At 72.0% G+C, this 25,559-nt stretch carries 24 protein-coding genes; 8 read left to right on the plus strand and 16 right to left on the minus strand.

Annotated features, from left to right (window positions below):
* The first annotated feature begins 100 nt into the window (after positions 1-100).
* Complete coding sequence (locus tag SAVERM_RS17915; protein ID WP_078234415.1) at positions 101-1,066, plus strand: SLAC1 family transporter; 966 nt, start codon at positions 101-103, stop codon at positions 1,064-1,066.
* Here SAVERM_RS17915 and SAVERM_RS17920 read toward each other — a convergent pair.
* Positions 1,044-1,397, minus strand: a complete 354-nt coding sequence (locus SAVERM_RS17920; RefSeq protein WP_010984897.1) for a hypothetical protein — start codon at positions 1,395-1,397, stop codon at positions 1,044-1,046. The two genes, SAVERM_RS17915 and SAVERM_RS17920, sit on opposite strands and share 23 nt — an antisense overlap.
* Positions 1,398-1,818: 421 nt before the next feature.
* Between SAVERM_RS17920 and SAVERM_RS17925 the strand changes: the two genes are divergently transcribed.
* On the plus strand, positions 1,819-2,883 hold the full coding sequence (locus tag SAVERM_RS17925; RefSeq protein ID WP_037645204.1) for a C40 family peptidase: 1,065 nt from the start codon (positions 1,819-1,821) through the stop codon (positions 2,881-2,883).
* Positions 2,884-3,124: 241 nt separating this feature from the next.
* Positions 3,125-3,847 (plus strand): hypothetical protein, encoded by a 723-nt coding sequence (locus SAVERM_RS17930; protein ID WP_063774052.1) that lies wholly within the window; start codon positions 3,125-3,127, stop codon positions 3,845-3,847.
* 345 nt (positions 3,848-4,192) lie between these two features.
* On the opposite strand, the gene SAVERM_RS17935 is transcribed toward SAVERM_RS17930, so the two are convergent.
* Both SAVERM_RS17935 and SAVERM_RS17940 read right to left on the minus strand, forming a co-directional pair.
* Positions 4,193-4,924, minus strand: coding sequence for a LuxR C-terminal-related transcriptional regulator (locus SAVERM_RS17935; RefSeq protein WP_010984901.1), 732 nt, complete (start codon positions 4,922-4,924; stop codon positions 4,193-4,195).
* Positions 4,921-6,246, minus strand: a complete 1,326-nt coding sequence (locus tag SAVERM_RS17940; protein ID WP_037644904.1) for an ATP-binding protein — start codon at positions 6,244-6,246, stop codon at positions 4,921-4,923. Before SAVERM_RS17940 ends, SAVERM_RS17935 begins: the two co-directional genes overlap by 4 nt.
* A 142-nt stretch (positions 6,247-6,388) precedes the next feature.
* Here SAVERM_RS17940 and SAVERM_RS17945 point away from each other — a divergent pair, with 142 nt between their 5' ends.
* Both SAVERM_RS17945 and SAVERM_RS17950 read left to right on the plus strand, forming a co-directional pair.
* Positions 6,389-7,825, plus strand: a complete 1,437-nt coding sequence (locus SAVERM_RS17945; RefSeq protein WP_010984903.1) for a PspC domain-containing protein — start codon at positions 6,389-6,391, stop codon at positions 7,823-7,825.
* Entirely contained in the window at positions 7,812-8,072 is a 261-nt protein-coding gene (locus tag SAVERM_RS17950) for a hypothetical protein (RefSeq protein WP_010984904.1), read from the plus strand. The genes SAVERM_RS17945 and SAVERM_RS17950 overlap by 14 nt, the downstream gene beginning before the upstream one ends.
* 195 nt (positions 8,073-8,267) lie before the next feature.
* On the opposite strand, the gene SAVERM_RS17955 is transcribed toward SAVERM_RS17950, so the two are convergent.
* Positions 8,268-8,798 carry a DoxX family protein gene (locus SAVERM_RS17955; protein WP_037644903.1) on the minus strand — a complete coding sequence of 177 codons (531 nt, stop codon included), beginning with the start codon at positions 8,796-8,798 and terminating at the stop codon, positions 8,268-8,270.
* A 168-nt stretch (positions 8,799-8,966) separates the two neighbouring features.
* Complete coding sequence (locus SAVERM_RS17960; protein ID WP_010984906.1) at positions 8,967-10,256, minus strand: hypothetical protein; 1,290 nt, start codon at positions 10,254-10,256, stop codon at positions 8,967-8,969.
* A gap of 322 nt (positions 10,257-10,578) precedes the next feature.
* Here SAVERM_RS17960 and SAVERM_RS17965 point away from each other — a divergent pair, with 322 nt between their 5' ends.
* A complete protein-coding gene (locus tag SAVERM_RS17965; protein WP_010984907.1) occupies positions 10,579-11,457 on the plus strand; it encodes a DUF4429 domain-containing protein in 879 nt (292 codons plus the stop codon).
* 5 nt (positions 11,458-11,462) lie between these two features.
* Here SAVERM_RS17965 and SAVERM_RS17970 read toward each other — a convergent pair whose 3' ends face one another.
* Positions 11,463-12,257: a class II aldolase/adducin family protein gene (locus SAVERM_RS17970; protein WP_037644900.1), complete on the minus strand. Its 795-nt coding sequence runs from the start codon at positions 12,255-12,257 to the stop codon at positions 11,463-11,465.
* A 255-nt stretch (positions 12,258-12,512) separates the two neighbouring features.
* Here SAVERM_RS17970 and SAVERM_RS17975 point away from each other — a divergent pair, with 255 nt between their 5' ends.
* Positions 12,513-12,989, plus strand: a complete 477-nt coding sequence (locus SAVERM_RS17975) for a pyridoxamine 5'-phosphate oxidase family protein (protein WP_010984909.1) — start codon at positions 12,513-12,515, stop codon at positions 12,987-12,989.
* Positions 12,990-13,021: 32 nt separating this feature from the next.
* On the opposite strand, the gene guaA is transcribed toward SAVERM_RS17975, so the two are convergent.
* The 3 genes from guaA to SAVERM_RS17990 form a co-directional block, all read right to left on the minus strand.
* Complete coding sequence (guaA, locus tag SAVERM_RS17980) at positions 13,022-14,599, minus strand: glutamine-hydrolyzing GMP synthase (RefSeq protein ID WP_010984910.1); 1,578 nt, start codon at positions 14,597-14,599, stop codon at positions 13,022-13,024.
* 146 nt (positions 14,600-14,745) lie between these two features.
* Positions 14,746-16,026 (minus strand): ATP-binding protein, encoded by a 1,281-nt coding sequence (locus SAVERM_RS17985; protein WP_010984911.1) that lies wholly within the window; start codon positions 16,024-16,026, stop codon positions 14,746-14,748.
* A 40-nt stretch (positions 16,027-16,066) separates the two neighbouring features.
* Positions 16,067-16,744: a response regulator transcription factor gene (locus tag SAVERM_RS17990; protein ID WP_010984912.1), complete on the minus strand. Its 678-nt coding sequence runs from the start codon at positions 16,742-16,744 to the stop codon at positions 16,067-16,069.
* Between the two features lie 598 nt (positions 16,745-17,342).
* Between SAVERM_RS17990 and SAVERM_RS17995 the strand changes: the two genes are divergently transcribed.
* Entirely contained in the window at positions 17,343-18,839 is a 1,497-nt protein-coding gene (locus tag SAVERM_RS17995; protein ID WP_010984913.1) for an oligopeptide:H+ symporter, read from the plus strand.
* Between the two features lie 96 nt (positions 18,840-18,935).
* On the opposite strand, the gene SAVERM_RS18000 is transcribed toward SAVERM_RS17995, so the two are convergent.
* From SAVERM_RS18000 to SAVERM_RS18030, 7 genes are all read right to left on the minus strand, one after another.
* Positions 18,936-19,565, minus strand: a complete 630-nt coding sequence (locus SAVERM_RS18000) for a histidine phosphatase family protein (RefSeq protein ID WP_010984914.1) — start codon at positions 19,563-19,565, stop codon at positions 18,936-18,938.
* A gap of 193 nt (positions 19,566-19,758) precedes the next feature.
* Positions 19,759-20,991 (minus strand): hypothetical protein, encoded by a 1,233-nt coding sequence (locus SAVERM_RS18005; protein WP_010984915.1) that lies wholly within the window; start codon positions 20,989-20,991, stop codon positions 19,759-19,761.
* A gap of 71 nt (positions 20,992-21,062) precedes the next feature.
* Positions 21,063-22,169, minus strand: a complete 1,107-nt coding sequence (locus SAVERM_RS18010; protein WP_010984916.1) for a hypothetical protein — start codon at positions 22,167-22,169, stop codon at positions 21,063-21,065.
* 14 nt (positions 22,170-22,183) lie between these two features.
* Entirely contained in the window at positions 22,184-23,173 is a 990-nt protein-coding gene (locus tag SAVERM_RS18015) for a COG1470 family protein (RefSeq protein WP_037644899.1), read from the minus strand.
* Positions 23,174-23,327: 154 nt separating this feature from the next.
* A complete protein-coding gene (locus SAVERM_RS18020) occupies positions 23,328-24,023 on the minus strand; it encodes an LPXTG cell wall anchor domain-containing protein (protein WP_010984918.1) in 696 nt (231 codons plus the stop codon).
* A 171-nt stretch (positions 24,024-24,194) separates the two neighbouring features.
* Positions 24,195-24,854 (minus strand): ATP-binding protein, encoded by a 660-nt coding sequence (locus SAVERM_RS18025; protein WP_010984919.1) that lies wholly within the window; start codon positions 24,852-24,854, stop codon positions 24,195-24,197.
* 255 nt (positions 24,855-25,109) lie between these two features.
* Positions 25,110-25,478 (minus strand): STAS domain-containing protein, encoded by a 369-nt coding sequence (locus tag SAVERM_RS18030; protein ID WP_010984920.1) that lies wholly within the window; start codon positions 25,476-25,478, stop codon positions 25,110-25,112.
* Positions 25,479-25,559 lie beyond the last annotated feature (81 nt).

Here is a 25,559-nt window from a genome sequence, read left to right on the forward strand (position 1 = left end):
TGACCGGTTTTCGTGCGCCACGCGCACGTGACCGGTTTTCGTGCGCCACGCGCGCGTGCCCCGTACCGCCATGCGCGCGTACGTCCCTAGCATCGGGCCCATGCCAGGCACCCCTCAGCCCCGCACCTGGTGGGCGCCGCTCCCGCCCGCCGACGGAGCCGCCGTGATGGCGACCGGCGTCGTGTCGGTCGGACTGCATCTGACCGGACACGAGGTCCTGTCCCGCATCGCGCTGGTGGCGGCCGGAGCGGCCTGGCTCGCGCTCGCCGCGGACTTCACCGTACGGCTGCTTCGCGAGCGGGAACGGTGGGCGGCCGAGGCGGGGACACCGGCCGCGCTCACCGCCGTGGCCGCGACCGCCGTCCTCGGGACCCGGTTGTCCGCGCTGGGGTGGCAGGGCCTGGCCGAGGCGCTGCTGGCCCTGGCCGCCGCACTGTGGCCGGGGCTGCTCTTCCTTGTCGTACGGCGCTGGGAACGGCACATGCCCGGGGTGGTGCTCCTGGCGTGTGTGGCCACGCAGGGGCTCGCCCTGCTCGGCGCGACGTTGGCGGCCGACCTGGGGGTGGCGTGGCTCGCGCACACGGCGCTGGTGTTCTTCTGGCTGGGGCTCGTCCTGTACGCCGTCGCCCTGTGGCGCTTCGACCTGCGGCAGGTCGCCGAAGGCGCCGGAGACCACTGGATCGCGGGCGGTGCGCTCGCCCTCTCCGCGCTGGCCGGCGCACAGCTCGTCGCGGCCCGCCGCAGCGGCGGCCCCTACCTCTGGAACGACGACGACAACGGCGTGCTGCGGACCGTGACGGCCGCGCTGCTCGTGCTCGCCCTCGGCTGGTACTGCGTGCTGTGGGCGGCCGAGCTGCGGTGGCCGCGGCCGGCGTACGACGTCCGGCGCTGGGCGACGGTCTTCCCGATGGCGATGACGGCGGTGGCGGTGCTGTCCGTCGCCATCGTGCTCGGCGTCCCTTGGCTGTGGGGGCCTGGGCAGGTCCTGCTGTGGATCGCGGTGGCGGTGTGGCCGGCCGTCTGCGCGGCCGCCGTCGTGGACATCAGGTCCAGAGCACCGCGATGAAGATGTTCGCCGTGGTCAGCAGGCCGACCAGGCCGAACAGCCCCTTGTCGACCTGCTCCTCGTCGCGCTTCACGTAGACCAGGCCGAGGATGACGATCAGCAGCGCCAGTTTCACGCCGATCTTGATGGTGTTGACCGAGTGGTCGTCCGCCTGGTTGAGGCCCACCAGGGCGACGCCCGTGACCAGCATGGTCAGCGCGCCGTGCAGCATCCCGGGAACGAAGCGGGCCGTGCCCCGGCCCATCGCCTTCATCTGGGTGAGGAAACCGCCGAGGAGCGCGGCGATGCCGATGATGTGCAGGCCGACGAAGAGATGGATGAGTACGTCCATGAGGCCGGAGCCTAATCAGAGGGGCTCGTGCCCCCTGACACCGGCCCACCACCCAGGGACCCCGGTCCTCGCATATATGCATCCCTTAGCACCCCGCCGCACCTGCGCGCCCGCGGAACCGCCACATCGGTCATCACCCTGCGTGAAGTCGGCGTCCCTGGTCCGGGATCACGGTCACATACGGTCACCTGGCAGTCTCCTCACGCCAGTTCCGTACATTGCGTTACGGGGCCCTCGCCGTCAGGTTTAGCGTCCTCCACCAGGTGACCGGCTCCCCACCGCCGCCCGGGCCAGGGGCGGCAGCCGGACACCACCGCCGAAAGGTCCGGCGGCGGCCTGCTCCCCCTGTGCGGGCCGCCGCCGGACGCGTAACCGCTGACCGCTCGCGTCCCGGCGGTCGTACGGAAGGATGTGGGCCCTCGTGGCAGCACACCGCAAGCCCAGACAGCGCTCCCTCGGCGGTCATACGGCCCGTACCGCCGTCACGGTCGCCCTCGCGGGTGCGGCGACCGCGACCGCGTTCGACGGGACCGGGCACGCCGAGCCGCAGCTGTCTCCGGCACAGGTCAAGGCCGAGGCGGACAAGCTGTACGAGCAGGCGGAGGCCGCCACCGAGAAGTACAACGGGACGAAGGAGAAGGCCGACAAGGCGGAGCGGCGGCTCAATGCGCTGCGCGACGAGGCGGCACGGCGGACGGAACGGCTCAACTCGGCCCGGGACGCACTGGGTTCGGTGGCGGCCGCGCAGTACCGCTCGGGCGGCCTCGACCCCGCGGTGCAGCTGATGCTCTCCTCCGACCCGAAGCAGTACCTGGACGGGGCCGCGGTCGCCGAGCGGGCCGGGAGCCGGCAGGCCACGGCCGTGGAGCGCGTACGGAAGCAGCTGCGGGAGATCGAACAGCTGCGCGGGGCGGCGCAGGTCGAGCTGGCCTCGCTGAAGTCCCGGCAGACGGAGCTGAAGCGGCAGCGGAAGACGGTCACGACGAAGCTGACCGAGGCTCGGCGGCTGCTGTCCCGGCTGACGGACGCGCAGCGGGCGCAGCTGGACACGGCGGGGGGCGCCGGGCATGCCTCGCGCTCGGCGGCGCGGGACCTGGGGCCGGCCTCCTTGTCGGCCGCGACCGCCGAGGCGCCCAACTCACGGTCGGCGGCCGCGGTCTCCTACGCGTACGCGAAGCTCGGCAGCCCCTATGTCTGGGGCGCGACCGGCCCCGACGCGTTCGACTGCTCGGGCCTGGCGCAGGCGGCGTACCGCTCGGCCGGTATCTCGCTGCCGCGCACGACCTACGCCCAGATCGACACGGGCCGCCGCGTCTCCCGCTCCGAACTCCTCCCCGGTGACCTGGTGTTCTTCTACTCCGGGATCAGTCACGTCGGGATCTATGTGGGGCACGGACAGATGATCCACGCGCCGAATCCGACCGCACCGGTACGGCTGGCGCCGATCGACGAGATGCCGTTCGCGGGGGCCACTCGGGTGGTGTGAGGACGCCTCCCGCACCGAGGCGGTCGGGGGCGCGGCGAGAGCCTCTCCCTGTCCGCGGAATGGGGGAGGCTTCCGGACAGGTACGTCGGCGCGTGGGCGTCGGGGACACGGCAGCGCGATACCGTCGGCGCGAACAGCACCGCCCTACAGCACCGCCCGACGCTCGCCCCGTTCGCGAACCGTGCTCCGTCCGTTGCCGCCGCGGCCTCGCCCCCCGCGGTGCCCGCCCGGGAAGGCCCCGATGCCCCGCTCCACGCTGCCTCCTCCGCCGCCGCCCGCGCATCTGCGGACCTGGCCGGACCGTTCGGCGCTGCTGGCCGACCGGTGGCGGGCGCTGGAGGAGCTGCGCAGACGGAGTCTTGGGGTGCACCGGGTGCTGCTGCTCTGGCTGCTGGCGGTCACGGCGATCATCGGCTGGGCGCTGCTCGTCCTGCCGTTGCAGCAGATCGAGCAGGAGGACCCCACCAGCCTCGTCCTCGGCCCGCTCTTCGCCATTCTGGGCCTCGCGGCGCTCACCCCCTCGCTCGTCACGGTCAGCCTCGCCGTCCGCCGCGACGGCCGGATACACCAACTTCTGGACGACTGGCTCCGGCTGGACAGCCACCCGCCGACGGACGCCCGTCTCCGCGCCCCCGGCCTCAGCCTCTTCTGGCTGCTCTCCTCACTCTGCGTCTGCGCGATCGGCCTGTGGTCGTCGTTCGCGGCGACGGCCGACGCCAAGCCCGGTGGGGGCACCTACGGCGATGTCGCCCTGGGGATGGGTATCGGCCTGATCCTGTGGCTGACCGGCCTCATCGGCGTGGGCAAGGCCGTACGTCATTACCGGTGGGCGGTACGGGCGTTGCGGCCGCGGCCGGGGGTGCGGTCAGGGGCGGAGCCGGCTCCCGGGTTGGGGGCGGCACCGGGGCCGGGGGCAGCACCCGGGGCCGGACCGGCGTCGGGGGAAGCGTCGAACGGTCGGTGACCTTGAGGTCCGGGAGGTACGTCTCTCAGCCGACCTCCCGCAGCGCCTCGCCGATCGCCGTCACTCCCTCAGCGGGGGCCCCGGCCGTGTCCGGTGACGCGACGCAGCCGGGCGGCAGCCCCGGCGGCCCGGCCGCCTGCGGTGCCAGGACAGCGGATGCGCCGGCTCTGTCCCTGCCCCGCCACTCCCCCGCCCGCATGTCCCGTCATCTGCCCCGGCGTTGCCGCCACGCAGGCGGAAACCGGGTGACCGGCCGCCGCGCACCCACCCCATCGTCAGACCGGTCGGGTCAGACCAGCCATGTCCTGCCGGTCGCGTCCTACTAGTCGGGGCAGACCAGCCGGGTCAGACCAGTCGGCGGGCCGTGGCCCATCTGGTCAGCTCGTGACGGTTCGACAGCTGGAGCTTCCTCAGCACCGCCGAGACATGGGACTCGACCGTCTTGACGGAGATGAACAGCTGCTTGGCGATCTCCTTGTACGCGTAGCCGCGGGCGATCAGGCGCAGGACCTCGCGCTCGCGCTGGGTGAGGCGGTCCAGGTCCTCGTCGACCGGTGGGGCGTCGGTCGAGGCGAAGGCGTCGAGGACGAAGCCGGCCAGGCGCGGGGAGAAGACCGCGTCGCCCTCCTGAACGCGGAAGACGGAGTTGACCAGGTCCGTGCCCGTGATGGTCTTGGTGACATAACCGCGGGCCCCGCCGCGGATGACGCCGATCACATCCTCCGCCGCGTCCGAGACGGACAGGGCGAGGAAACGGACCGGCTGCTCCGCGTCGGCCATCAACGGCGCGCAGCGGCGCAGGACTTCGACCCCGCCGCCGCCCGGCAGATGGACGTCGAGGAGGACCACCTCGGGGCGCGTGGCCGTGATGACCGTGATCGCCTGGTCGACGTCCGCGGCCTCGCCGACCACCTCGACGCCGGTGCGCTCGGTCTGCCCGATCTCGGCCTGCACCCCCGTCCGGAACATGCGGTGGTCGTCCACGAGTACGACCCGCACATGCCGCCCGGGGGCGTCCGCTCCGGTCACGCCGCCGTTCGGCTCGGCCGACCCGCTCGGCTCCTTCGCGTCACTCATGACGTCTTCTCCGCCCTCTCCATCTCCAACTCGACCTCCGTACCGCCGTCGGGCACCGCACGCAGCCGTGCCGTTCCGCCGTTGCGCTCCATGCGGCCGATGATCGATTCTCTGACGCCCATGCGGTCGCCGGGTATCGCGTCGAGGTCGAAGCCGGGGCCCCGGTCGCGAACGGACACGAAGACCGTCCTGCCCTCGACTTCGGCGTAGACCTGTACGGCTCCGCCGTCGCCACCGTACTTGGCGGCGTTCACCATTGCTTCCCGCGCGGCCTGCATCTGTGCGGTCAGGCCCTCGTCGAGCGGGCAGTCGCCGACTATGACGACCTCGATGGGGACACCGTGCTTGTCCTCCACCTCCGCCGCGTTGCGCCGGACCGCCTCGGCGAGGGTGTCCGGCTCGTCGGCCTCGTCCTTGCCGGTTCCCTCGGGCTTGTAGAGCCAGGCGCGCAGGTCGCGCTCCTGGGCACGGGCGAGGCGCCGCACCTCGTTCGCACTCTCCGCGTTGCGCTGGATCAGGGTCAGGGTGTGCAGCACCGAGTCGTGGACGTGGGCGGCGACCTCCGCGCGCTCCTGGGCGCGGATACGCATCAGGCGCTCCTCGGAGAGGTCCTGTGTCATGCGTACGAGGTAGGGGCCGGCCAGGAGCGCTATGCCGACCAGGACCGCGAGCGCCGCCTGGAGCACCGAGCCGAGGTGGGCAGCGGAGCCCTGTAGGACGAAGATGCCGGAGACACCGGCGGTGACCAGCAGGACACCGGCCGCGGACCGCAGCAGCGTGAGTGTGCGCCGGCGGCGGCCGACCTCCACCCAGCGGGCCCGCCGTGCGTTGTCCGCCTGGCGCCAGACCAGGGCGACTCCCGCGCCGACGAGCACGGTGGGCCAGAGATACGCCTTGGCTCCGCCGCCGAGATTCACCTTGCCGACGAAGACCATCGCCACGACGACCATGAGGAGCAGAGCGGCGATCTGTCCCTTGTCGGGCTTGCGGGCGACGAGTCTGCGACGGCCGTCCGCGGCGGTCTCGGTGGTGAGGGCAGGCGGGCGCTGGGCGTCGACGCCGCCCACGCCGAGCGGCACGAAGAACCAGAACGCGGCGTACAGCAGCGCGCCCAGCCCGTCCGCCATGAACAGGCCGACGAACACGAGCCGCACCCAGATCACGGGCAGACCGAGATGCCCGGCGAGCCCCCGCGCCACGCCCCCGAGCCAGCGTCCGTCACTGCTGCGGTAGAGCTTGCGCGGGAGCCGCGGGTCGGCGAGTGGCACTGCTGCGGCGTCCGGCATGCCATCGATGTTCACACGACCGGCCCACCCGGGCATCAGGGTCTACCCCCGAGACTCCCCTGATCTTCGAAAGACCGCTGATCGAACACTTCCCGCCGCCCCCGTCAGGGCAGATATCAGGGTTCCGCCAGGGTCATCCCGACTGCCGCCGGGCGGCCGCGGCGGCGACGATATACACATGACAGATCAGCAGCACGCGGCACCGGAGCCGGGCCCCGGTCCGGGCCCCGGCACCGGCCGTGGTCCGGAGCCCGGCGCGGACCACGGCGCCCGACCACCGGCGGCCGAGCCACGGGACGCCGCGCCGTCCGCCGGCCCGTCAGGTGACGCTGCCGCGTCCGAGGCGACGGCCCCGACGGCCCCGCCCAGGTTCCGCCGCGACCGGCGGCACAGAATGCTGGGGGGTGTGTGCGCGGGGCTGGGGCGGCAGTGCGACATGGATCCGGTGATCTTCCGGATCGTGCTCGCGGTGCTCTCCGCGACCGGCGGCCTCGGCCTTATCTTCTACGGCTTCGTCTGGCTCTTCGTCCCGTACGACGACGAGGAGGAGAACGAGGTGCGCAAGCTGCTGACCGGCCGCGTCGACGGCCCCGCGCTGGCCGCCGTCCTCTTCGCCCTGGTCGGCTGCGGCGTCTTCCTCTCCATGCTCAACAACGGCGGGGTGCTCACCTTCGCGGCGGTCCTCTCCCTGCTCCTCGCGGGCGCGGGGTACTGGTCGCAGCGGCGCGGCGCCCCCGATCCCGACCCGCTGGCCGCCCAGGCCGTGGCCGATGCCCCGCCGGAGGCCAAGGCACCACCCGTGCCCGCCTCCTACCCCTCCTGGTGGCGCGACCCGATCGTCAAGGACGGCACGCATGTGGGTGGCACGGGCTATCTGTGGGGGCCCATGGACGCCCGGGACCGGGACGTCTCGGCGGCGGTCAACATCGCCCGCGGCACCTCGTTCCGCCAGGACATACGCACGGCGCGCGAGCCGAAGCCGCGTGGTCCGCGCTGGATCGGCGGCTGGGTGTTCCTGTTCGCCCTGCTGGCGGGAGCCCTCGGCACCGGGCTGACATGGGACGACCACGCTCTCGGCACCAGTCTCCAGACCGGCCTGGCGTGCGCGCTGGCCGTGTTCGGCACAGGCATCGCGATCAGCGCGTTCCTGGGGCGCACGGGCGCGGGCTCACTCTTCCTGGCGGTGATCACGGCGGGTCTGCTCGCGGCGTCCGCGGCCCTACCGAAGGACATCAGCACGCACTGGGTGCGGACGAACTGGACACCGGCGTCGGCGTCGGCCGTGCAGCCGAGGTACGAGCTCGGCACGGGCGAGGGCACCTTGGATCTGACCCGTCTGCGTCTCGCCAAGGACCAGACGGTGACGACGGGGGCGCAGGTCGGGGCCGGCCGGCTCAGGGTCGTGCTGCCCGCCGACGTGACGGCAGAAGTGGACATCCGGGCGGGCATCGGCGACATCCAGTTGCCGGGCGACGGAAAGCAGGACGTGGACGTGGAGCCGGGCAAGCAGCAGCAAGTGACGCTCACCCCGTCCGGCACGAAGAACGGCGGCACGCTGAACCTCGACCTCGAAGTCGGCGTGGGACAGGTGGAGGTAACTCGTGCTGCGTCATGAATTCCAGCCAGGAAAGCTGATAGCGGGCTTGTTCCTCACCGTCGCGGGCGTCGCCTTCGCCGGCGATGCGGGCGGCTCATGGGAGACGCCGTGGTTCGCGATCATCCCGATGGTCACGGGCGGCCTCTGCCTGGCGGGTGCGGCGGCGTTCCTGACGCACGCGATACGCCAACGGCGCGCAGGCCACGACCATGCTTCTCCCGAGCCGGAGGGGGCGTGGCCGTCGGACCGGCCGTCGGGGGGATGAGCGTCGGGGTGACAAGCAGCGGGCCGAGGGGTCGCGCCGACGGTGACTCGACGACGGTGACTCGACGACGGGTGACGGACGCCGGAGGAGAACTTCACAGCGGCAATCGAGCGCGTAAGCGTCGGCCGACCTCGTCACGGGTAGCCGGGCCGCGTCAGCGCCGACCGACCTCGTCGGCGGAGCCAGGCCGTCGCGTCAGCGGTAGCCGGCCCCGCGTTGCCTGCGTCGTGCGCGCAGGGCCGCGTCCAGGGAGAACACGGAGGCGCCGGCGAGAACCAGGGGGAGCCAGGCCATGAGATAGGCGAGGTCGTTGCCGTAGTAGTAGGGGTCGGAGGCCCAGCTCACGGTCAGCCAGAGACTGAGGGAGATCAGGGCCCCGCCGAGCGCGGCGAGGCGGGTCAGCAGGCCGATGAGGGTGCCGATACCGACGGCCAGTTCACCTAGAGCTATGGCGTAGCCGAAGCCGACGGGGTTCTTCAGCGCGAGGTCGACAAGGGCCGGGATCGCCGAGGAGTCGCGCACCGTGCGCATCATGTCGCCGATCGAGCCTGCGCCGGACTCGGACATGAACGCGCTGTTGGTGAGCTTGTCCAGGCCCGCGTAGATGAAGGTGACGCCGAGGAAGACCCGCAGAGGCAGCAGCGCGTATCGGGTGGCGGTGTCCCGCCAGTCCCGGTCGCCTTCGAGGTAGGGGCTTTGGGTGTCGGTGCGCATGCCGTGAGCCATCGCTGGTGCCGCCTCTCGCCCGCCGGTCCGTTGCCCTCTCAACAAACCATACGTAGGGAGGGCCGCTACCGCTCAGTATCTGCGCCGTCTGTTTTCCGTCCTCGCCCGTAAATACGCACCGCCGGGCGGCACACGAACCACACCCCTCAGTCCGTGACGCCACACCCCTCAGTCCGTCACGTCGATCGTCACCCGATTCGTTTCGACCCCCGCCGCCGTGATCACCTGCACCTCCACGCGCCCCGGCTCCACATCCGCCGGCACCGGCACCGTCAGTACCGCATCCGTCGGGTTGCTGAAGCCCCCCGCCACCGGCACCAGTGGCACATGCACATGCACCGCCCCGATCCGCACCACCATCCGCGACAACCGGTCCGCCGTCTGCGCCCCCGGCGGCACGAAGCCCGCGCCCCGGATCTCGATGTCGTCGCCGGTCCGGATCGGCGCGTCCAGATCCCCCGCCTCCCGGGCCCGCACGACGGACAGGACCACCGGACGCCCGCCCTCCGCGTACTTCCCGGCGAGATACGTCGCGGCGGACACGAGCACCAGCAGCGCCAGCCCCCACGGCAGATCGGGGAGTTGGTCGGGACGCCGGGCCAGCCGTACCGCGGCGAAGGCGAGAGCCACCGCGCCCACCACCACGTACTGGATGTCCGCGAAGCTCCCCCGCCCCGAGTCGTCCGTGAGCAGATCCGCTCCGCGCGGGCGGTCGGCGCGTACCTTCTGGAGCCGCTGCCCCAGCACCCGCAGGCCCACCACCCGCCGCACCAGCACCGCGATGCCGCAGGCCACGGCGACCACGGTCACCACGCCCACTCCGCGGGCGAGTTCGAGCCCGGCGATCAGCGCGTCCCGTTCACCGGGCCCGGACGCGGCCGCCAGCTGCCCCACCAGCACGAGCACCGCGTACACCACGAACAGCACCCAACTCGCCGCGACCGCACGGGAGGTGGAGAGCCGGTTGTCCTCGCCGATGACCGGCGCCAGGGCTCCGCCGCGCGCCCGGTGCAGATAGCCCGCGCCGGTGAGCGACCCGCCCACCACCACCGCGGCGAGCAGCCCGGCAGTCCGCGCCACCGTCCACCCCGCACCGATGGCGGTCAGCGCCTGTGCCAGGAGCAGCGCCCCGACCACGCCCCAGACCACGAACGCCGTATGCCGCCACAGCCGGCCCAGCCAGGCCTCGCCCTCGACCCGCCCTCGCTCGGCGACGAGGTCCGCGGACTGGGTCAGTTCGTCCGACACCCACTGCCGCGAGGCCGACGCGGAGTACGCGACCGCCGCCGGCAGCCCCTGCCCCGACGCGAACTCGTCCCGCCTGGAGAGGAACGCGGCCACCGCACGCCGATGTCCCTCGCGCGCGCCGTGCGGACAGTCCCCGCAGGTGCACCCGCCCTCATGCGCACCGGGCCCGGTTCCACGCCCCGCGCCCTGCCTCGCCTCCTGCACCGCCACCAACTGCCGCCTTCCCGCGCCAGAACTCCAACCCACCGGACAACCGACCACCACACAGGCCCACCACCGCACAGACCCGCACCGCGACAGGCCCACACCGCGACAGGCCCACCACAGCACACCCGCACCGCACGCACCCGCATCGCCGCACGCCCACGCCGCCGCACACCAGCACCGCGCGGCCCCGTACCGCCGCGCACCCGCACAACTCCCGGCCGACGACAGCGAATTGTGCCGTACCGAACACCCCCCGCATCCGGCAGGTCCGTCAGTCCGAGTGAACTCGCGGGCCCCCTGTTGACCCGGCTGCGAGAATTTCCGTATGGCCGAGATCATCCAGCGCGACGGGAGCTGGGCCTTCGACGGCAGTACGGTCCGGATCACGCCGGGACTGCACCGCTCCGTGCCGTTGTTCCGGCAGACGTACGGGGAGGTCACCGTCCCCCTGGAGGCGATCTCCGGCATCGTCTACGAGCCCGAACGCAAGCGCGGCAGGCTGCGGCTGAGGCTGCGCGAGGGCGCCGATCCGCTGCTCCAGGCGACCGGCGGACGCCTGCCGGACGCCGCCGACCCCTACCGGCTGGCCGTGGACATCGACCGCTCGGGGGTCGCCGAGTACGTCGCCGAGGAGATCCGGCACTCGCTCCTGCTCGAGCAGATTCCCCAGGAGCCGACGAAGGCCTACCTCCTGTCCGGCCCACCCGTCCCGGTCTCCGTCCGTTCGAGTGACGGCACGGTCTCCTTCGACGGCGCCGAAGTGCGGATCGACTGGAGTGACACCTCCGAACGGATCAAGCGGGCGACGGGTCCGCGGATCATCGCGGTCGGCGATCTGGTGCAGGTCGAGTGGCTGCCCAACTCCGGTTACGAGGACGGCTTCCTGCGCTTCGTGACCCGTGAGACCGTCTTCTCCAAGCTGCCGCCGGAGAAGGACCCGTACGCCCTCGATCTGTGGGGCAGCGCCCGGCGCGATCTGCTGACGGCCCTCGTCGCCGCCGCGGTCACCGCCCGGCTGCCGCACCCCTCGACCCGCCTCGCCGACTTCGTGGAGCGCCCGCGGCTCGCCACCGCCGTACCACCCGCGGCCGACCACGACGTACTCCTGCGCCGCCTCAGGGATCTGGGCGAGCTGCACCGCGAGGGCGTGCTGACGGACGAGGAGTTCGCCGCGGCCAAGGCAGCCGTCCTCCGGGGCTTCTGACACCGTCAGCTCAGCAGGTCCGGCTCGCTCCGGCTGATGTCCTGCCACAGCGGCTGGTAGTTGATCCACGCCACCAGATCCCCGCCGAGCTGCTCGCGGGTCGCCACCGCCTGCTTGTGGTCGATCAGGACCGGCCGGCCCGCCGCCCTCGCGGTCAGCTGCACCTGGCAGGACCGTTCCATCGACACGAACCACCAGGCCGCCGCGTCCACCGAGTCGCCGACCGTCAGCAGCCCGTGGTTGCGCAGCACCAGCGCCTTGCGGGTGTCGAGCGCGGAGGCGATCCGGCGGCCTTCCTCGGCGTCCACCGCGACCCCCGTGTACGCGTCGTACAGCGCGTGGTCCTCGTAGAAGGCGCAGCTCTCCTGGGTGATCGGGTCCAGCAGGTCGCCGAGCGCGGACAGGGCGCGCCCGTGCACGGAGTGGCAGTGGGCGACGGCCACGACGTCGGGGCGGGCGGCATGCACCTGGGCGTGCACGGTGAATGCCGCCTGGTTGACGTGGTAGCGGCCCTCGATCACCTGCCCCGAGGCGTTCACCATCACAAGATCACTCACGGTCACATGCTTGAACGGCATTCCGAACGGGTTGACCCAGAAGCAGTCGCTGTACTCGGGATCGCGCGCGGTGATGTGGCCGGAGACCCCGTCCTCGAATCCGAGCCGCCCGAAGAGCCGCAGGGCGCCGGCCAGCCGTTCCTTGCGATGCGTGCGCTCGTCGTCCAGTGACTCGTACATCGGCGGCATGGCGAACTGCAGCCGGTCGGTGGGCAGGGGCAGGGGTGGTGTGGGCCCGTACATCGGTCCTCCAGGCCTGAGTTCCGTCACGGAGCGGAAGTTACCGTCGGTCAGCGCAGGAAAACAGAGCAGTTCTGTGAAGAGATCCGTGAATGCTCCCGGTCCGGCGGGGCGTGACCGCTGCCCCGGATGACGGGTCCGGCGACATCCCTGCGGACGACCCCCGTTCACAGCACTGACCCGGCCCGACGACGGGCCATGGCAGTCTGGCGGGGATACCCGACAGAAGATGTCGGGTATCCCCGCCAGACTCCCCGTATGACACAGACGAACTGGGCGGCTTTCACCACGGCGGAACCCGGGCTCGCGAATATCGCCGAGGAGCGTTTCGGGGGCTTCGCCCATCACGTCCTGGCGACCCTGCGCAAGGACGGCTCGCCCCGCACGACCGGCCTCGAAGTCCGCTTCCTGCACGGCGAACTGTGGCTCGGCATGATGCCGGACTCGCTGAAGGCGCTCGACCTGCGCCGCGACCCGCGCTTCGCGCTCCAGGCGAACCCCGGGGAGGGGGCCGGGACGGGGGGCGGGGACGTACGGATCAGCGGGCGGGCGATCGAGGTCGAGGACCCGGCGACGAAGGCCGCGTATGGGAAAGAGGTGGAACCGCCGGAGCCGTTCCACCTCTTCCGCACCGAGCTGACGGAGGTCGTACGGACCTACGTCGAGGACGACATGTATCTGGTCGTCGAGATCTGGCGGCCTGGCGCGCCGGTGCGCACGCTCAGGCGGACGTGAGCCTCGGGACTACTCCCCCTCGGCTCCCGGGACTACTCCCACTCGATGGTGCCCGGCGGCTTGCTCGTCACGTCGAGGACGACTCGGTTGACGTCCGCGACCTCGTTCGTGATCCGCGTGGAGATCTTCGCCAGGGTGTCGTACGGGAGGCGCGACCAGTCGGCGGTCATGGCGTCCTCGCTGGACACCGGGCGCAGCACGATCGGGTGGCCGTAGGTGCGGCCGTCGCCCTGGACGCCGACGCTGCGGACGTCCGCGAGCAGGACCACCGGGCACTGCCAGATCTCGCGGTCGAGACCGGCGGCCGTCAGCTCCTCGCGGGCGATGGCGTCGGCCTCGCGGAGCAGGTCCAGACGCTCCTTGGTGACCTCGCCGACGATGCGGATGCCGAGGCCCGGGCCGGGGAACGGCTGGCGCTGGACGATCTCGTCCGGCAGGCCGAGCTCCTGGCCGACCATGCGGACCTCGTCCTTGAACAGCTTGCGCAGCGGCTCGATGAGCTCGAACTCGAGGTCCTCGGGCAGGCCGCCCACGTTGTGGTGGGACTTGATGTTGGCCGTGCCCGTACCGCCGCCGGACTCGACCACGTCCGGGTAGAGGGTGCCCTGGACCAGGAAGGCCACCTCGGGACCCTCGTCCGCGATGATCTCCGCCTGCGCCTGCTCGAAGACCCGGATGAACTCGCGGCCGATGATCTTCCGCTTCTCCTCGGGGTCCGAGACACCCTTGAGCGCGGTGAGGAAACGCTCCTCCGCGTCCACGACCTTCAACTGGACGCCGGTCGCGGCCACGAAGTCCTTCTCGACCTGCTCGGTCTCGCCCTGGCGCATCAGACCGTGGTCGACGTACACACAGGTCAGCTGGGAACCGATGGCCTTCTGTACGAGCGCGGCGGCCACGGCGGAGTCGACGCCGCCGGACAGACCGCAGATGGCGCGCCGGGTGCCGACCTGCTCGCGGATGAGCTCCACCTGCTCGTCGATGACGTTGCCGGTGGTCCAGGACGGGGTGAGGCCCGCGCCCCGGTACAGGAAGTGCTCCAGCACCTGCTGGCCGTGCGTGGAGTGCATGACCTCGGGGTGGTACTGGACGCCGTACAGGCGCTTCTCGTCGTTCTCGAAGGCCGCGACCGGGACGACGTCCGTGGAGGCCGTGACCGTGAAGCCCTCGGGGGCGGCGGAGCAGGCGTCGCCGTGCGACATCCAGACCGGCTGCTCGTCGGGGGTGCCCTCGAAGAGCGTCGAGCCGGACTTGCTGACGTGCAGCGGCGTGCGGCCGTACTCGCGGGCGCCGGTGTTGTCGACCGTGCCGCCGAGGGTCGTGGCCATCAGCTGGAAGCCGTAGCACATGCCGAAGACCGGGACGCCGGCCTCGAAGATCTCGCGGTCGAGGCGGGGGGCGCCCTCCGCGTACACCGACGAGGGGCCGCCGGAGAGGATGATCGCCGCCGGGTTCTTGGCGAGCATCTCCGCGACCGGCATGGTGCTCGGCACGATCTCGCTGTAGACCCGGGCCTCGCGGACGCGGCGGGCGATGAGCTGGGCGTACTGTGCGCCGAAGTCGACGACCAGAACGGTGTCGGGGGCGGCGGCGGAGGGTGCTGATGGCACGGTTTGCCTTCCGGCGGTGAGCTAGGGCTGTGCTGCCGATTCTACCGGTTCCGTACCGGCCCTCCGGGGCTCCGCCCGGGACCCCGGTATCGGCCTGCCGGCCGGACCGCGCGCCCGCAGGCCCGCCGACCGGGCTCAGGGCCCGTCTACCGCACCGTCGGTCCCTGCTCCTCCTCGCCCTGCGGGGCCTTCTTCAGGGGGGTGCGGGACAGGAACAGGCCGAAGACCGGGGGCTGCGCCTGGAGCATCTCCAGGCGGCCGCCGTCGGCCTCCGCGAGGTCGCGGGCGACCGCGAGGCCGATGCCCGTCGAGTTCCGGCCGCTGATCGTGCGCTCGAAGATGCGGGCGCCGAGGTCGGCGGGGACGCCGGGGCCCTCGTCGGTGACCTCGACGACGGCCTGGTTGCCGGTGACCCGGGTGCGCAGGGCGACCGTGCCGCCGCCGTGCATGAGGGAGTTCTCGATCAGGGCGGCCAGGACCTGGGCGACCGCTCCCGGTGTACCGACCGCCCGCAGGTGCCGCTTCCCGGAGCTGACGACGGCGCGGCCCTCGCTGCGGTAGGCCGGGCGCCACTCGGCGAGCTGCTGCTGGATGACCTCGTCGAGGTCGAAGGAGACGGCGGAGCCGGTACGCGGGTCGCGGGCGTTGGTCAGCAGCCGCTCCACGACGTCCGTGAGCCGCTCGACCTGCGTCAGCGCGATCGTCGCCTCCTCCTTCACCGTGTCCGGGTCATCCGTGAGGGTGATCTCCTCCAGGCGCATGGAGAGCGCGGTGAGGGGCGTACGCAGCTGGTGGGAGGCGTCCGCGGCCAGGCGGCGCTCCGCGGTCAGCATGCGGGCGATGCGCTCGGCGGAGGAGTCCAGGACGTCCGCGACCCGGTCCAGCTCCGGGACCCCGTACCGCTTGTGGCGCGGCCGGGGGTCGCCCGAGCCGAGGCGCTCCGCGGTCTCCGCGAGGTCGGTGAGCGGGGAGGCGAGCCGGTTCGCCTGGCGCACCGCGAGCAGCACCGCCGCGATCACGGCGAGCAGCGCCACCGCCGCGATGATCAGCAGCGTGCGGCCAACTTCGCGGGTCACCGCCGAGCGGGGTTCCTCGACCCGGACCGTCTCGCCCTCCTCGCCCTTCTCGGTGGCGTGGATGACATCGCCGACGGGTTTGGTGCCGATGGCGATCGGGGCCTGGCCGGGCATGGTGATCTCGGCGTACCCGCCCGCGCCGACCTGGTCCTTGAGTATGTCCGCGCTGACGCTCTCGGACCCGAGGATGCGGCTGTCCACGATGCTGGCGAGGCGCAGCGCCTCCGAGTCCACCCGCTCCTGGGCGCTGTTGCTGATCGTCCTCGTCTCGACGATCACGAGGGACAGGCCGAAGACGGCGATCACCACGAGCACGACGGCGAGGGTGGACTGGATGAGTCGACGGCGCATGTGCTGCTACCCGCGAGGAAACCCGTGAGGCACGGCCGGGTCAGCTCTTCTCGAAGCGGAAGCCCACGCCGCGCACCGTCGCGATGTAGCGGGGGTTCGCCGCGTCGTCGCCCAGCTTCTTGCGCAGCCAGGAGATGTGCATGTCCAGCGTCTTCGTGGACGACCACCAGGTGGTGTCCCAGACCTCGCGCATCAGCTGGTCGCGGGTGACGACCCGGCCCGCGTCCCGGACGAGGACGCGCAGCAGGTCGAACTCCTTCGCGGTCAGCTGGAGTTCCTCGTCCCCCATCCACGCGCGGTGCGACTCGACGTCGATGCGCACGCCGTGCGTGGCGGGCGGCTGCTGGGGCTCGGCGGCGCCGCGCCGCAGCAGGGCCCGTACCCGGGCCAGCAGTTCGGCGAGGCGGAACGGCTTGGTGACGTAGTCGTCGGCGCCCGCGTCGAGGCCGACGACGGTGTCCACCTCGTCGGCGCGCGCGGTCAGGATGAGGATCGGGATGGTGTGTCCCTCGGCGCGCAGCCGGCGGGCCACTTCCAGGCCGTCCATGCCGGGCAGACCGAGGTCCAGGACGACCAGGTCGACGCCGCCCTGCATTCCGGCGTCGAGTGCGGTGGGTCCGTCCTCGCGCACCTCGACCTCGTAACCTTCCCGGCGCAGGGCGCGGGCCAGCGGCTCCGAGATGGACGCGTCGTCCTCGGCGAGCAGTACACGGGTCATGGGGTGATGGTAGTCCGCCGATGACAAGAGCCGCGGCGTGGTCGGCTACCGGGTTTTCTTACCTTGGGCTGCGAAGATGCCCCGTTTCACATCCGTCCGCGGGCGCGGTCGCGGCCACCGGGCGCCGTGCGGGACGCACGCCGTCGGGCGGGGGTGGTCCGGGCCGCCGGCTGTGGATGGTCCGGCCTGCGGCTGTGGGATGCCATTGGGGCTAGTACCTTCGAATACGTGTCCGTGGTTCCAGAATCACCTGTGATCCACGTCTCAAGTCCTTCCATATCCGGCAGTGTCGTGTCGTATGGTGACGGCAACGCCTGTAGCTACACCGGGGGCCTTTGGCGAGCACTTGACGCCGAAGGTCTCTTTTGTGTGCGGGCTGGCCTTCGCCAGCCTTGAAAGGAATGACCTGTGGCCGGGCCTCAGCGCAGCGATGCGCGTAGAGGCGTGGATCCCGGTGGTCGCCGTCCACCGCTTCGTCATCCGGAGCGGACTCCCCATGGGCGTGGGGCGGACGCGAACGATCCCCGCCGGTGCCGGCCGCCCCCCACCGGGCGCGCACACGCTCCAGCAGCGCGTCCCGACCAGCAAGGAACGACCCATGGCGTCCAGCCTGACGAAGGACTCGGTCACCCCGGGCACCCCCGGTTCCGAGAAGACCTTCTTCGGCCACCCCCGCGGACTGGCCACTCTCTTCATGACCGAGATGTGGGAGCGGTTCTCCTACTACGGCATGAGAGCTCTGCTCCCGCTGTACCTGGTGGCACCGGGCGGCCTGCACCTGAGCGCGGCCACCGCGACCGCGATCTACTCGGTGTACGTGTCGCTCGTGTACCTGCTCGCCCTCCCGGGCGGCTGGTTCGCCGACCGTGTCCTCGGCCCCCGCAAGACGGTCGCCGTCGCGGGCCTGATCATCATGCTCGGCCACCTGACGCTGGCCCTGCCGACGTCCGGCACCTTCTTCGCGGGCCTCGGCCTGGTCGCGATCGGTTCCGGTCTGCTGAAGGCCAACATCTCGACGATGGTCGGCCACCTCTACGACGGCCCGGACGACCCGCGCCGCGACGGTGGCTTCACCCTCTTCTACATCGGCATCAACCTCGGTGCCTTCGCCGCGCCGCTGATCATCGGCACCGTCGGTGAGAACGTGAACTGGCACCTCGGCTTCGCGCTCGCCGCGCTCGGCATGGCGCTCGGCCTCGCCCAGTACCTGCTCGGCAGCCGCCACCTCAGCGCCCGCTCCAGCGACGTCCCGACGCCGCTGTCCGCCGAGGAGAAGGCCGCGACGCTGCGCAAGTCGGCGATGTGGGCGGCCGTCGCCGTCGTCTTCTACGCGATCGTCGGCTTCTCCGGCCACTACACGCTCAACTGGCTGCTGGTCCCGATCACCGTCGCCGGCCTGATCATCCCGGTCATGGTCATCGCCCGCATCAAGCGCGACAAGGCCCTCGACCGCGTCGAGCAGTCGAAGATGTCCGCGTACATCTGGTTCTTCGTCGCCGCCGCCGTCTTCTGGATGATCTACGACCAGGGCGGCTCGACCCTGTCGATCTTCGCCGACTCGTCGGCCGAGAACACCATCTTCGACTGGCACTTCCCGGTCTCCTGGTACCAGTCCGTGAACCCGGTCCTGATCATGGCCCTGGCCCCGGTGTTCGCCTGGCTGTGGCTGGCGCTGAACCGCCGCGGCAAGGAGCCGAGCACGGCGACGAAGTTCGCGTCCGGTCTGCTCCTGATCGGTGCCTCGTTCTTCCTCTTCCTGGCGCCCCTGGCGATCGCCGACGGCGGTCACAAGGCCGCCGCGATGTGGCTGGTCGCGATCTACTTCGTGCAGACCGTCGGTGAGCTGACCGTCTCCCCGGTCGGCCTCTCCGTCACCACGAAGATGGCGCCCGCGAAGTACGCCTCCCAGATGATGGGTGTCTGGTTCCTGGCCGTCACCGCCGGTGACGCCACGACCGGTCTGCTCTCCATCGCCGGCGTCGACCTCAACAAGACGGGCATCGTCGCCCTGCAGGCCACGCTCGCCGCGGTCGCCGGTGTCGCGGTGTGGATGTACCGCAAGAAGGTCAAGGAGCTGATGGGCGACGTCCACTGACGCGCGCCTGAGCAGCCCTGCCGCACTCGCTTTCCTTGCTGTCGGCCGAGGGCCGTCGCACCACCCGGTGCGGCGGCCCTCGGCCGTTCGCGTCCCTCACCCGCGCAGTTCGGGCGGGAAGCCGGTCCAGCGCAGTTCGGCGGGCAGATGGGCCATGTCGTTGAAGAAGAGCACGGCGGACGGACGGCCGGGCGTGTAGCGGAGGACGGTCAGGGCGGCGTTGCCGTGGTTGAGGCCCAGCCAGCGCCAGGGCGGGGCGTCGAGGGCGGCCCGGACCAGCCAGCCGATGAGGAAGGCGTGGGTGACGACCAGTTCGTGGCGCACCTCGTCGCCCGCCACGGGGCCGGTGAACCGCTCCTGCGCCGCCCGCGCCAGCGCCGCGCCCCGCTCGCGCTCGTCCGGCGTCACGGGCGCCAGGAACGCGAGCAGCCGGTCGGCCGCGTCCGCGGGCAGCTCGGCCCGGCCGGGCACGTACGGCACGTAGTCCCCGGCCGCCTCGGCCGCCCGCACCGGGACCTCCTTCAGCCGGTCGCCGATCAGCCGGGCGGTCTGCGCCGCGCGCGGCAGCGGGCCGTGGTGGATCGCGGCCAGCGGCACGTCACGGAGCCGGTCGCCGAGGAGTTCGGCCTGGCGGCGGCCGTTCGCGGTCAGCTCGCCCGCGTCCTCGTCCGCGGTTGCCTCGCCGTGCCGGGCGAGGTAGAGGAAGCGGGTCGCTGTGGCGTTCATGTACGGGGCCTCCAGGGGCAGGCGGACGGTGGGGGGCGTTCGGTGGGGTGGTCGTTCTGGGGGACGAGTGAGGCCCTTCCCCGGTTCACGGTCACCACGGGGCACGCGAAACGCCCGTCACCACGGGGCACGCCAAGCGCCCGTCACCACGGGGCACGCCAAGCGCCCGCACCCCGCCCGCCCGGCGGCCGGGTCAGCGCACGCGCCGTCCCGGCAGGAACGTGAACACCGCTCCGCCCAGCAGGATCACCGTGCCGGCCACCAGCCCCAGGGCCTTCAGCGCGCCATGGTCACCGGCACCCGTCTCCGCGAGGCCCCCGCCGGACGAGGTACCGCCGGCCGAGGTACCACCCGACGTACCGCCGGACCCGGACGTCGACGACGAGCCGCCGCCCGACGCGCCGTTCGCCTGCTCGGTGGTGTCCAGGGACAGGGAGACCTCCGTCTTCGTCGGGGTGCATGTCGTGGTCGTGCCCAGGGCGTTGACCGTCAGCACACCCGGGGACAGCGTCGAGGTGCCACTCGCGCCCGGCTTGTACGTGCCCGTCAGGTCCGGGATCTCGATGGGGTCGCCGCTCTTGATCGCGTCGGCGTTCGCCGGCCCCTCCACCCGCACCGTCCCCTTGTCGGCGCCGCCCAGCACGACCTCCATCGACGGCTTCACGGAGTCCTTCGGGATGTCGGCGGGACTGTCCATCACCGACTTCTTGAACTGGACCGTCAGATCGAAACTCCCGCCGTTCTTCTTGGCGTTGATCTGGACGGGCGAGGTGGCGTTCTTGTCGCCGATCGGCGTCTTGCACGCGTACGGGACCGAGACCTCCTTGCCCGTGAAGTCGGTCTGGCCGCCGCTGGATCCGCCCGTGTCACTGCCGCCGGTCGCGCTCTGTGAGGGATCGGGCGTGGCGCTGGACGAACTCCCCCCGCCTGCGGTGACGTTGATGGTCGCGGCGGACTTCACGGTCTCCGTCGGCGCGCACTTGGTGTCCGTCGAGAAGGCGTTGATGGCGTACGCGTCCGGGGTCAGCGTGACCTCGCCCGGCGTGGTCAGCTTCAGGGTGCCCTTCATGTCGGACAGCACCATGGCGCCGCCCTTGGGGATGGCCGGGTTCTGGCGCGCCCCCTGCATCGCGATGCCGGCGGCCTGCGCGCCGGCCGCCTTCAGGGTGCCGCTCGGCTGCACCGAGTCCTTCGGCAGATCGATGATGTCCGGGTTCTTCGAGGCGGCCTGGACGAACTTCCACACCACCTCGACCGTGTCACCGACCTTCGCGGTGGCGGGCGCGGTGATCTCCACCTTCGTGGTGCCCTCGACGGGGTCGAGGCCGGAGGCCGCGGGCGGGACGCACTTGGTCGCGTACGACACCTCGGCGGCCTGGGCCGGCCCGGCGGTCACCCCGAGCAGCAGGCCCGCGCCGCCGAGCATGAGGGCGGCTCCGGCCGCGGTCGCTCTGCGCCCCCTCCGCTCCCCTGCCGGAAGAACTCTCCGTAGCGTGCTCACGTGTTTCCCTTCGTCGTAGGAGTCGTCGGAGACGCGGAAGACGTCGGACTCGTCTCCTCTGCGGAAGACGTCGGACTCGTCTCCTCCTGCGGTGCGGAGAGCGGACCGGCCGCCGGGGTGCCCGGATCGCCGTCCGGGGTGAACCACGGGAGGGCCGGGGTGGTGCGGGTCTCAGGAGCGGGTGCGCCCGGTTTCGGCAGGCGCAGGGTGAGTTCGGGCAGTTTCAGGACCCGGTGCCGCCCCGGTGCCCGGCGCCGCGGCCGTACCCGGTCCACCACGGCCATCCCGACGCGGAACACCGCCGCGGGTACGACGACGCAGAGCAGGATCCAGAAGAGGGTCACGCCCCATGGGCGGCCGACGCCCCACGGCTGCTCGGCGAGCACCTTGCCGCCGTACTCCAGTGAGATCGTGTAGTCGCCGTGGGCGCCCGCCGCCAGTTCCACCGGCAGCTTGATCCGGGCCTTCCCGCCGGGCGCGACCGTGCCACGCCACGGCTGCTCCTCCCACTGGGGGGCGAACACCCCGTGGGAGGTGCCGACGCGGAAGACCGGGTTCTTGACGGGGGACGTGCCGACGTTGCCGACGGTGAGGACGAGCGTGCGGGACGGCGGCGCCCCGAACCAGGTCAGCAGCCCGCTCGACCCGTCCAGCCGGGTGTCGGTGAGCACGGACAGGCGCCCGCTCGTGTCCTCCTTCGGCAGGGCCCGTACCGGATGTCCCGCGACCTGGAAGACGGCGTCGGCGTCGGCCTTCTCGCCGGTGACGGTGGCGACGTGCACCACACACGGGCACGGCTTGGGCGGCTCGGCCACCGGCAGCTTCCTGCTGAACGCCCCCTTCGCGTCGGTGGTGACCGCGCGGCCGTCCGCGTTGGCGCAGGAGTTGGTGCCGCCGATCACCCCGCGGGACGGCACGGACTGTCCGCAGATCAGCACCATCAGCAGGGCCTTCGGGCGCCAGCCGCTGCCGGTCACGGTGATCGAACCGCCGCTCCCCGCCTGGGACGTGGAGAGCCTGACGGAGGGATTGTCCGCGGCCGAGGCGGTCGCCCCCGCCCACGGGAGCAGGGCGAGCGCGAGCACCGCCACCAGCGCCGTCATCCGCACCTTGCCGCTCACTTCACCGCTCCCGTCAGCTCGGCTTCCGCACACGGCGGCTCCCCCGCGTCCCCGTCCGGCGGGCGGCGCCCTCGACGCCATGGCCGCCATGGCTGCCATGGCTGCCGCGGGGCCGCGTCCCCGTCCCGCGGGCCGCGCCCGCGACGTCGTACGACGAAACCGGCGCCCGCGGCCGCGAACGCGCCGCCCGTTCCCGCCACCGCGCCCCACGGCACGAACCGGGCCGACGCGGACGCCGAGGCGCGGGCCCCGCCCGCCGCGGTCACCGTGAGCCGCACCTGGACCGCGTCGAGCGCCGGGGTGTCCCGCCACGGCTCGCTGAGCGTGACGCGGCGGCCCGGCGGCAGGTCGAGGGACAGGGCGTGCGCGGGCCGGTCGAGCAGCGGCCCGAAGAGGCCGTCGACGTGCACCGCAAGGCTCGGGGCGAGCACGGTGTTGCCGCGGTTGACCAGCTCGTACGAGATCCGCCCGCCGCCCACCGAGACGTGCTCCACACTGAGCGCGGACAGCGTCGGCCCGCCGACCCGCAGCCGGACGCGTACGGCGCTGGAGCGGCCGCCCGCCTCCGCGACGATCGCGCCGGGGTGGTCACCGGGTGTCGTGCCCGGGGGAACACTCACCGTGAACGGCACGTCGGCGCGCGTGCGGGCGGGCACGGTCACGGACACCGCCGACGCCGCACGTCTGTGTCCGCCCGTCGCCCGGGCGAAACCGATCCACGCGCCCGTGCCGACCGGCCCGCTCCGTACGCCATCGGGGCCGTCGGCGCCGCGCAGCCGCACGGTGAGCGGTGTGCCGCCCGGGTTGAGCACGGACACGGCGTCCTCGAGGACGGTGCCGCTCTCGCCCTCCGCGTAGATGTACGGCCGCCCGGCAGTGCCGCCCGTCGCGGGCGCGACGGACCAGGCGTCGGCTGCCGCGGCGGACGGTGCGGCGGCGAGCAGGGTCAGGGCGGCAAGGCCAAGGACGTGGGAAACGTACGGCATCGGCGGCTCCTGCGGGTCGTACGCGGTGGTGGGGCCTGTCCGGTGCGTCAGGACCCGGGACACGGGAGCCCGGCAGTGGGACCCGGGAGCCCGGCCCAGGACACGGGGGGCCGGCCCGGGACACGGGAGCCCGGCCCGATGCGCCGGACATGTCCTAGCGGCGCGCCGCCTGGTTCCGGCGCGTCAGCCACAGCGCTCCGGCCGCGCCCGCGAGCAGCACGGTGCCGCCGAGGGTGCCCAGCGCGATCGCGGAGTCCTCGGGTCCGGTCTGCGGGAGCCCGCTCCCGGTGTCCGTACCGCTCTGTGTGGAGCCCGACGTACCGCCGCCGCCCGCAGCCGTGACGTCGAGGGTCAGTGACGGCTTGGGGTTGTTGCCGGGGGTGCACGTGGTCGTCGTGCCGAGCGCCTTGATGGTGAGGACGCCCGCGGTGAAGGTGACCTTGCCGGTCTTCTTCGGCGTGTACGTGCCCGACAAGTCGTTGATCTTGATAGGGGTGTCGGCGGGGATCGCGGCCGAGTTGGCCGGACCGCTCACGGCCACCGTGCCGCTGTCCGCGCCGCCCAGCTTGATCACGGCGCTCGGGTTCATCGCGCCCTTGCCCAGCTCGACCGGGCTGGACGAGACGCCCTTCTGGAAGGACATGGTGAGCTTGTAGCCGCTGCCGCTCTTGACGCTCTTGATGTCGATGGGCGACACGGCGCTCTTGTCGCCGATCGGCGTCTTGCACTGGTAGTTGACGTCCACCACGTCGGCCACGGCGGCGGGGGCGGCCATCAGCACCGCCGAGCCGGCCAGGGCCGCGGCGAACGCGAGCGCGGCGGTTCGTTTCTGGTACGTCCGGTACGACACCTCGAGTCCCCTCGTCGCCGAAGTTACTGACGGCACATCAGATCGGGCCGTCAAAGTACGCCCGGGGCCTTGTCGAGGGAAGACAAAGTGCACGCCGGATCTGAGGAGATCCGGCGCGCGCTCAGAGATGCCCGGGGAAGGGCTCGAACCGTGGGTAACCCAAGGTAAGAGTTATGCGGGGGCGCCGAGTTCCGCCCACACGGTCTTGCCCGCGGCCCCGGGGGTCCGCACAACCCCCCAGTCCAGGCAGAGCCGCTGCACGATGAACATGCCGTGGCCGCCGGGGCGGCCGGCGCGGTGCGGGGTGCGCGGGGCGGGCTGGCCCGCGCCCTTGTCGGAGACCTCGATGCGCAGCACCTTGTTGTCGCAGCTGATCCAGAGGTCGTCGGGACCCTCGGCATGCAGACAGGCGTTGGTGACGAGTTCGGAGACGACCAGCAGCACGTCCTCGGCGGCAGCCCGCTGGTCGGCGGTCGCGGCAGGCAGCCAGCCCCACTCGTACAGCGCCTGGCGGGCGAAGTCGCGGGCGAGCGGAACGACACCGCTCTGGTCGTCGAAGTTCAGTTTGCGGGTTCGGCGGGCCGCGGCGGACGACGTGCTCCCGCCTCCGCTTACGCTCCCGCCCTCGGCGGGGGGTGCATCCTCGGCGGAGGGTGCGTCCTCGGCGGAGGCAGCGGGGGTCGCGGAGGGCGTGGCGGCCGTGGAGGACGCGGAGGCCATGGCGGCCGCCTCCTCCTCGGGCGCAGCCCGCTCCGCAGACATCCCGGAAGCGCCGCCGGCGCCCGGCTCCGGGCCGCGGTCGCCCGGCGAGCAAGGCCGGGTGGTGCTCATCAGCGCTTCACCTCACCGATTCACCAGTTCACGATTCAAGACTCACTTACAGGGATCTACGGCGTTCCCGCCGATTTCGTTGTGGCTGCGGACGTAGTCAGGATGTCTCCTGCCCGAGCGAACCGGCAGAACACCCACGGATTCGGACGGAAGCTGTGACGGACGTAACGCGCCCGTCGCGCCGGAGACAGCCGGGGGCACGATTCCCCCCACGATTCCCTCCACGGTCCGACCCGCCGGCCCGACCCGCCGGGCCTAGTCGGCCAGGGCTGCCTCGAGCGTCTCGTGGACGGTGAAGACGGCATCGGCACCGGTGATCTCGAAGACCCGGGCCACCACCGGCAGCATCCCCGCCAGATGTACTCCGCCGCCCGCGGCCTCGGCCTTCAGACGGGCCCCGAGCAGCACATTGAGCCCGGTGGAGTCGCAGAACTCCAGGCGCGAGCAGTCCACCACCAGGCGCGCGAAGCCCTTTCCAAGGCAATCGTCGAGCGGTTCACGCAATAGCTCGGAGGTGTGGTGATCCAGCTCACCCGCGGGGGTCACGACGGCACTCGTGCCCTCTTCCCGCACCTCGACAAGAAGCCGGCCCGACTGTGCGCTGCCGACCGTCCCGCGGTCCATGCCGTTTCTCTCCCGACCGTCGTGGCTGTTGCTTGACGTCCTCGAACCCTACGCCTTCCCCACACGCCATGACACCCGAAC

The organism is Streptomyces avermitilis MA-4680 = NBRC 14893 (assembly GCF_000009765.2).
In the GTDB taxonomy this organism is placed as follows: Bacteria; Actinomycetota; Actinomycetes; order Streptomycetales; family Streptomycetaceae; genus Streptomyces; species Streptomyces avermitilis.

Coding starts and splice junctions, on each gene's coding strand:
- SAVERM_RS17935 (WP_010984901.1), bottom strand. CDS start 4,924: ATGAGTGACGCGAAGGAGCCGAGCGGGTCGGCCGAGCCGAACGGCGGC.
- SAVERM_RS17955 (WP_037644903.1), bottom strand. CDS start 8,798: ATGGCTCACGGCATGCGCACCGACACCCAAAGCCCCTACCTCGAAGGC.
- SAVERM_RS17915 (WP_078234415.1), top strand. CDS start 101: ATGCCAGGCACCCCTCAGCCCCGCACCTGGTGGGCGCCGCTCCCGCCC.
- SAVERM_RS18005 (WP_010984915.1), bottom strand. CDS start 20,991: ATGCTCGGCGGCGCGGGCCTGCTGCTCGGGGTGACCGCCGGGCCGGCC.
- SAVERM_RS17995 (WP_010984913.1), top strand. CDS start 17,343: ATGGCGTCCAGCCTGACGAAGGACTCGGTCACCCCGGGCACCCCCGGT.
- SAVERM_RS17940 (WP_037644904.1), bottom strand. CDS start 6,246: ATGCCCGGGTGGGCCGGTCGTGTGAACATCGATGGCATGCCGGACGCC.
- SAVERM_RS18025 (WP_010984919.1), bottom strand. CDS start 24,854: ATGAGCACCACCCGGCCTTGCTCGCCGGGCGACCGCGGCCCGGAGCCG.
- SAVERM_RS17965 (WP_010984907.1), top strand. CDS start 10,579: ATGGCCGAGATCATCCAGCGCGACGGGAGCTGGGCCTTCGACGGCAGT.
- SAVERM_RS17945 (WP_010984903.1), top strand. CDS start 6,389: ATGACAGATCAGCAGCACGCGGCACCGGAGCCGGGCCCCGGTCCGGGC.
- SAVERM_RS17930 (WP_063774052.1), top strand. CDS start 3,125: ATGCCCCGCTCCACGCTGCCTCCTCCGCCGCCGCCCGCGCATCTGCGG.
- SAVERM_RS17920 (WP_010984897.1), bottom strand. CDS start 1,397: ATGGACGTACTCATCCATCTCTTCGTCGGCCTGCACATCATCGGCATC.
- SAVERM_RS17975 (WP_010984909.1), top strand. CDS start 12,513: ATGACACAGACGAACTGGGCGGCTTTCACCACGGCGGAACCCGGGCTC.
- SAVERM_RS17990 (WP_010984912.1), bottom strand. CDS start 16,744: ATGACCCGTGTACTGCTCGCCGAGGACGACGCGTCCATCTCGGAGCCG.
- SAVERM_RS17985 (WP_010984911.1), bottom strand. CDS start 16,026: ATGCGCCGTCGACTCATCCAGTCCACCCTCGCCGTCGTGCTCGTGGTG.
- SAVERM_RS18030 (WP_010984920.1), bottom strand. CDS start 25,478: ATGGACCGCGGGACGGTCGGCAGCGCACAGTCGGGCCGGCTTCTTGTC.
- SAVERM_RS18000 (WP_010984914.1), bottom strand. CDS start 19,565: ATGAACGCCACAGCGACCCGCTTCCTCTACCTCGCCCGGCACGGCGAG.
- SAVERM_RS18015 (WP_037644899.1), bottom strand. CDS start 23,173: ATGCCGTACGTTTCCCACGTCCTTGGCCTTGCCGCCCTGACCCTGCTC.
- SAVERM_RS18010 (WP_010984916.1), bottom strand. CDS start 22,169: ATGACGGCGCTGGTGGCGGTGCTCGCGCTCGCCCTGCTCCCGTGGGCG.
- SAVERM_RS17970 (WP_037644900.1), bottom strand. CDS start 12,257: ATGTACGGGCCCACACCACCCCTGCCCCTGCCCACCGACCGGCTGCAG.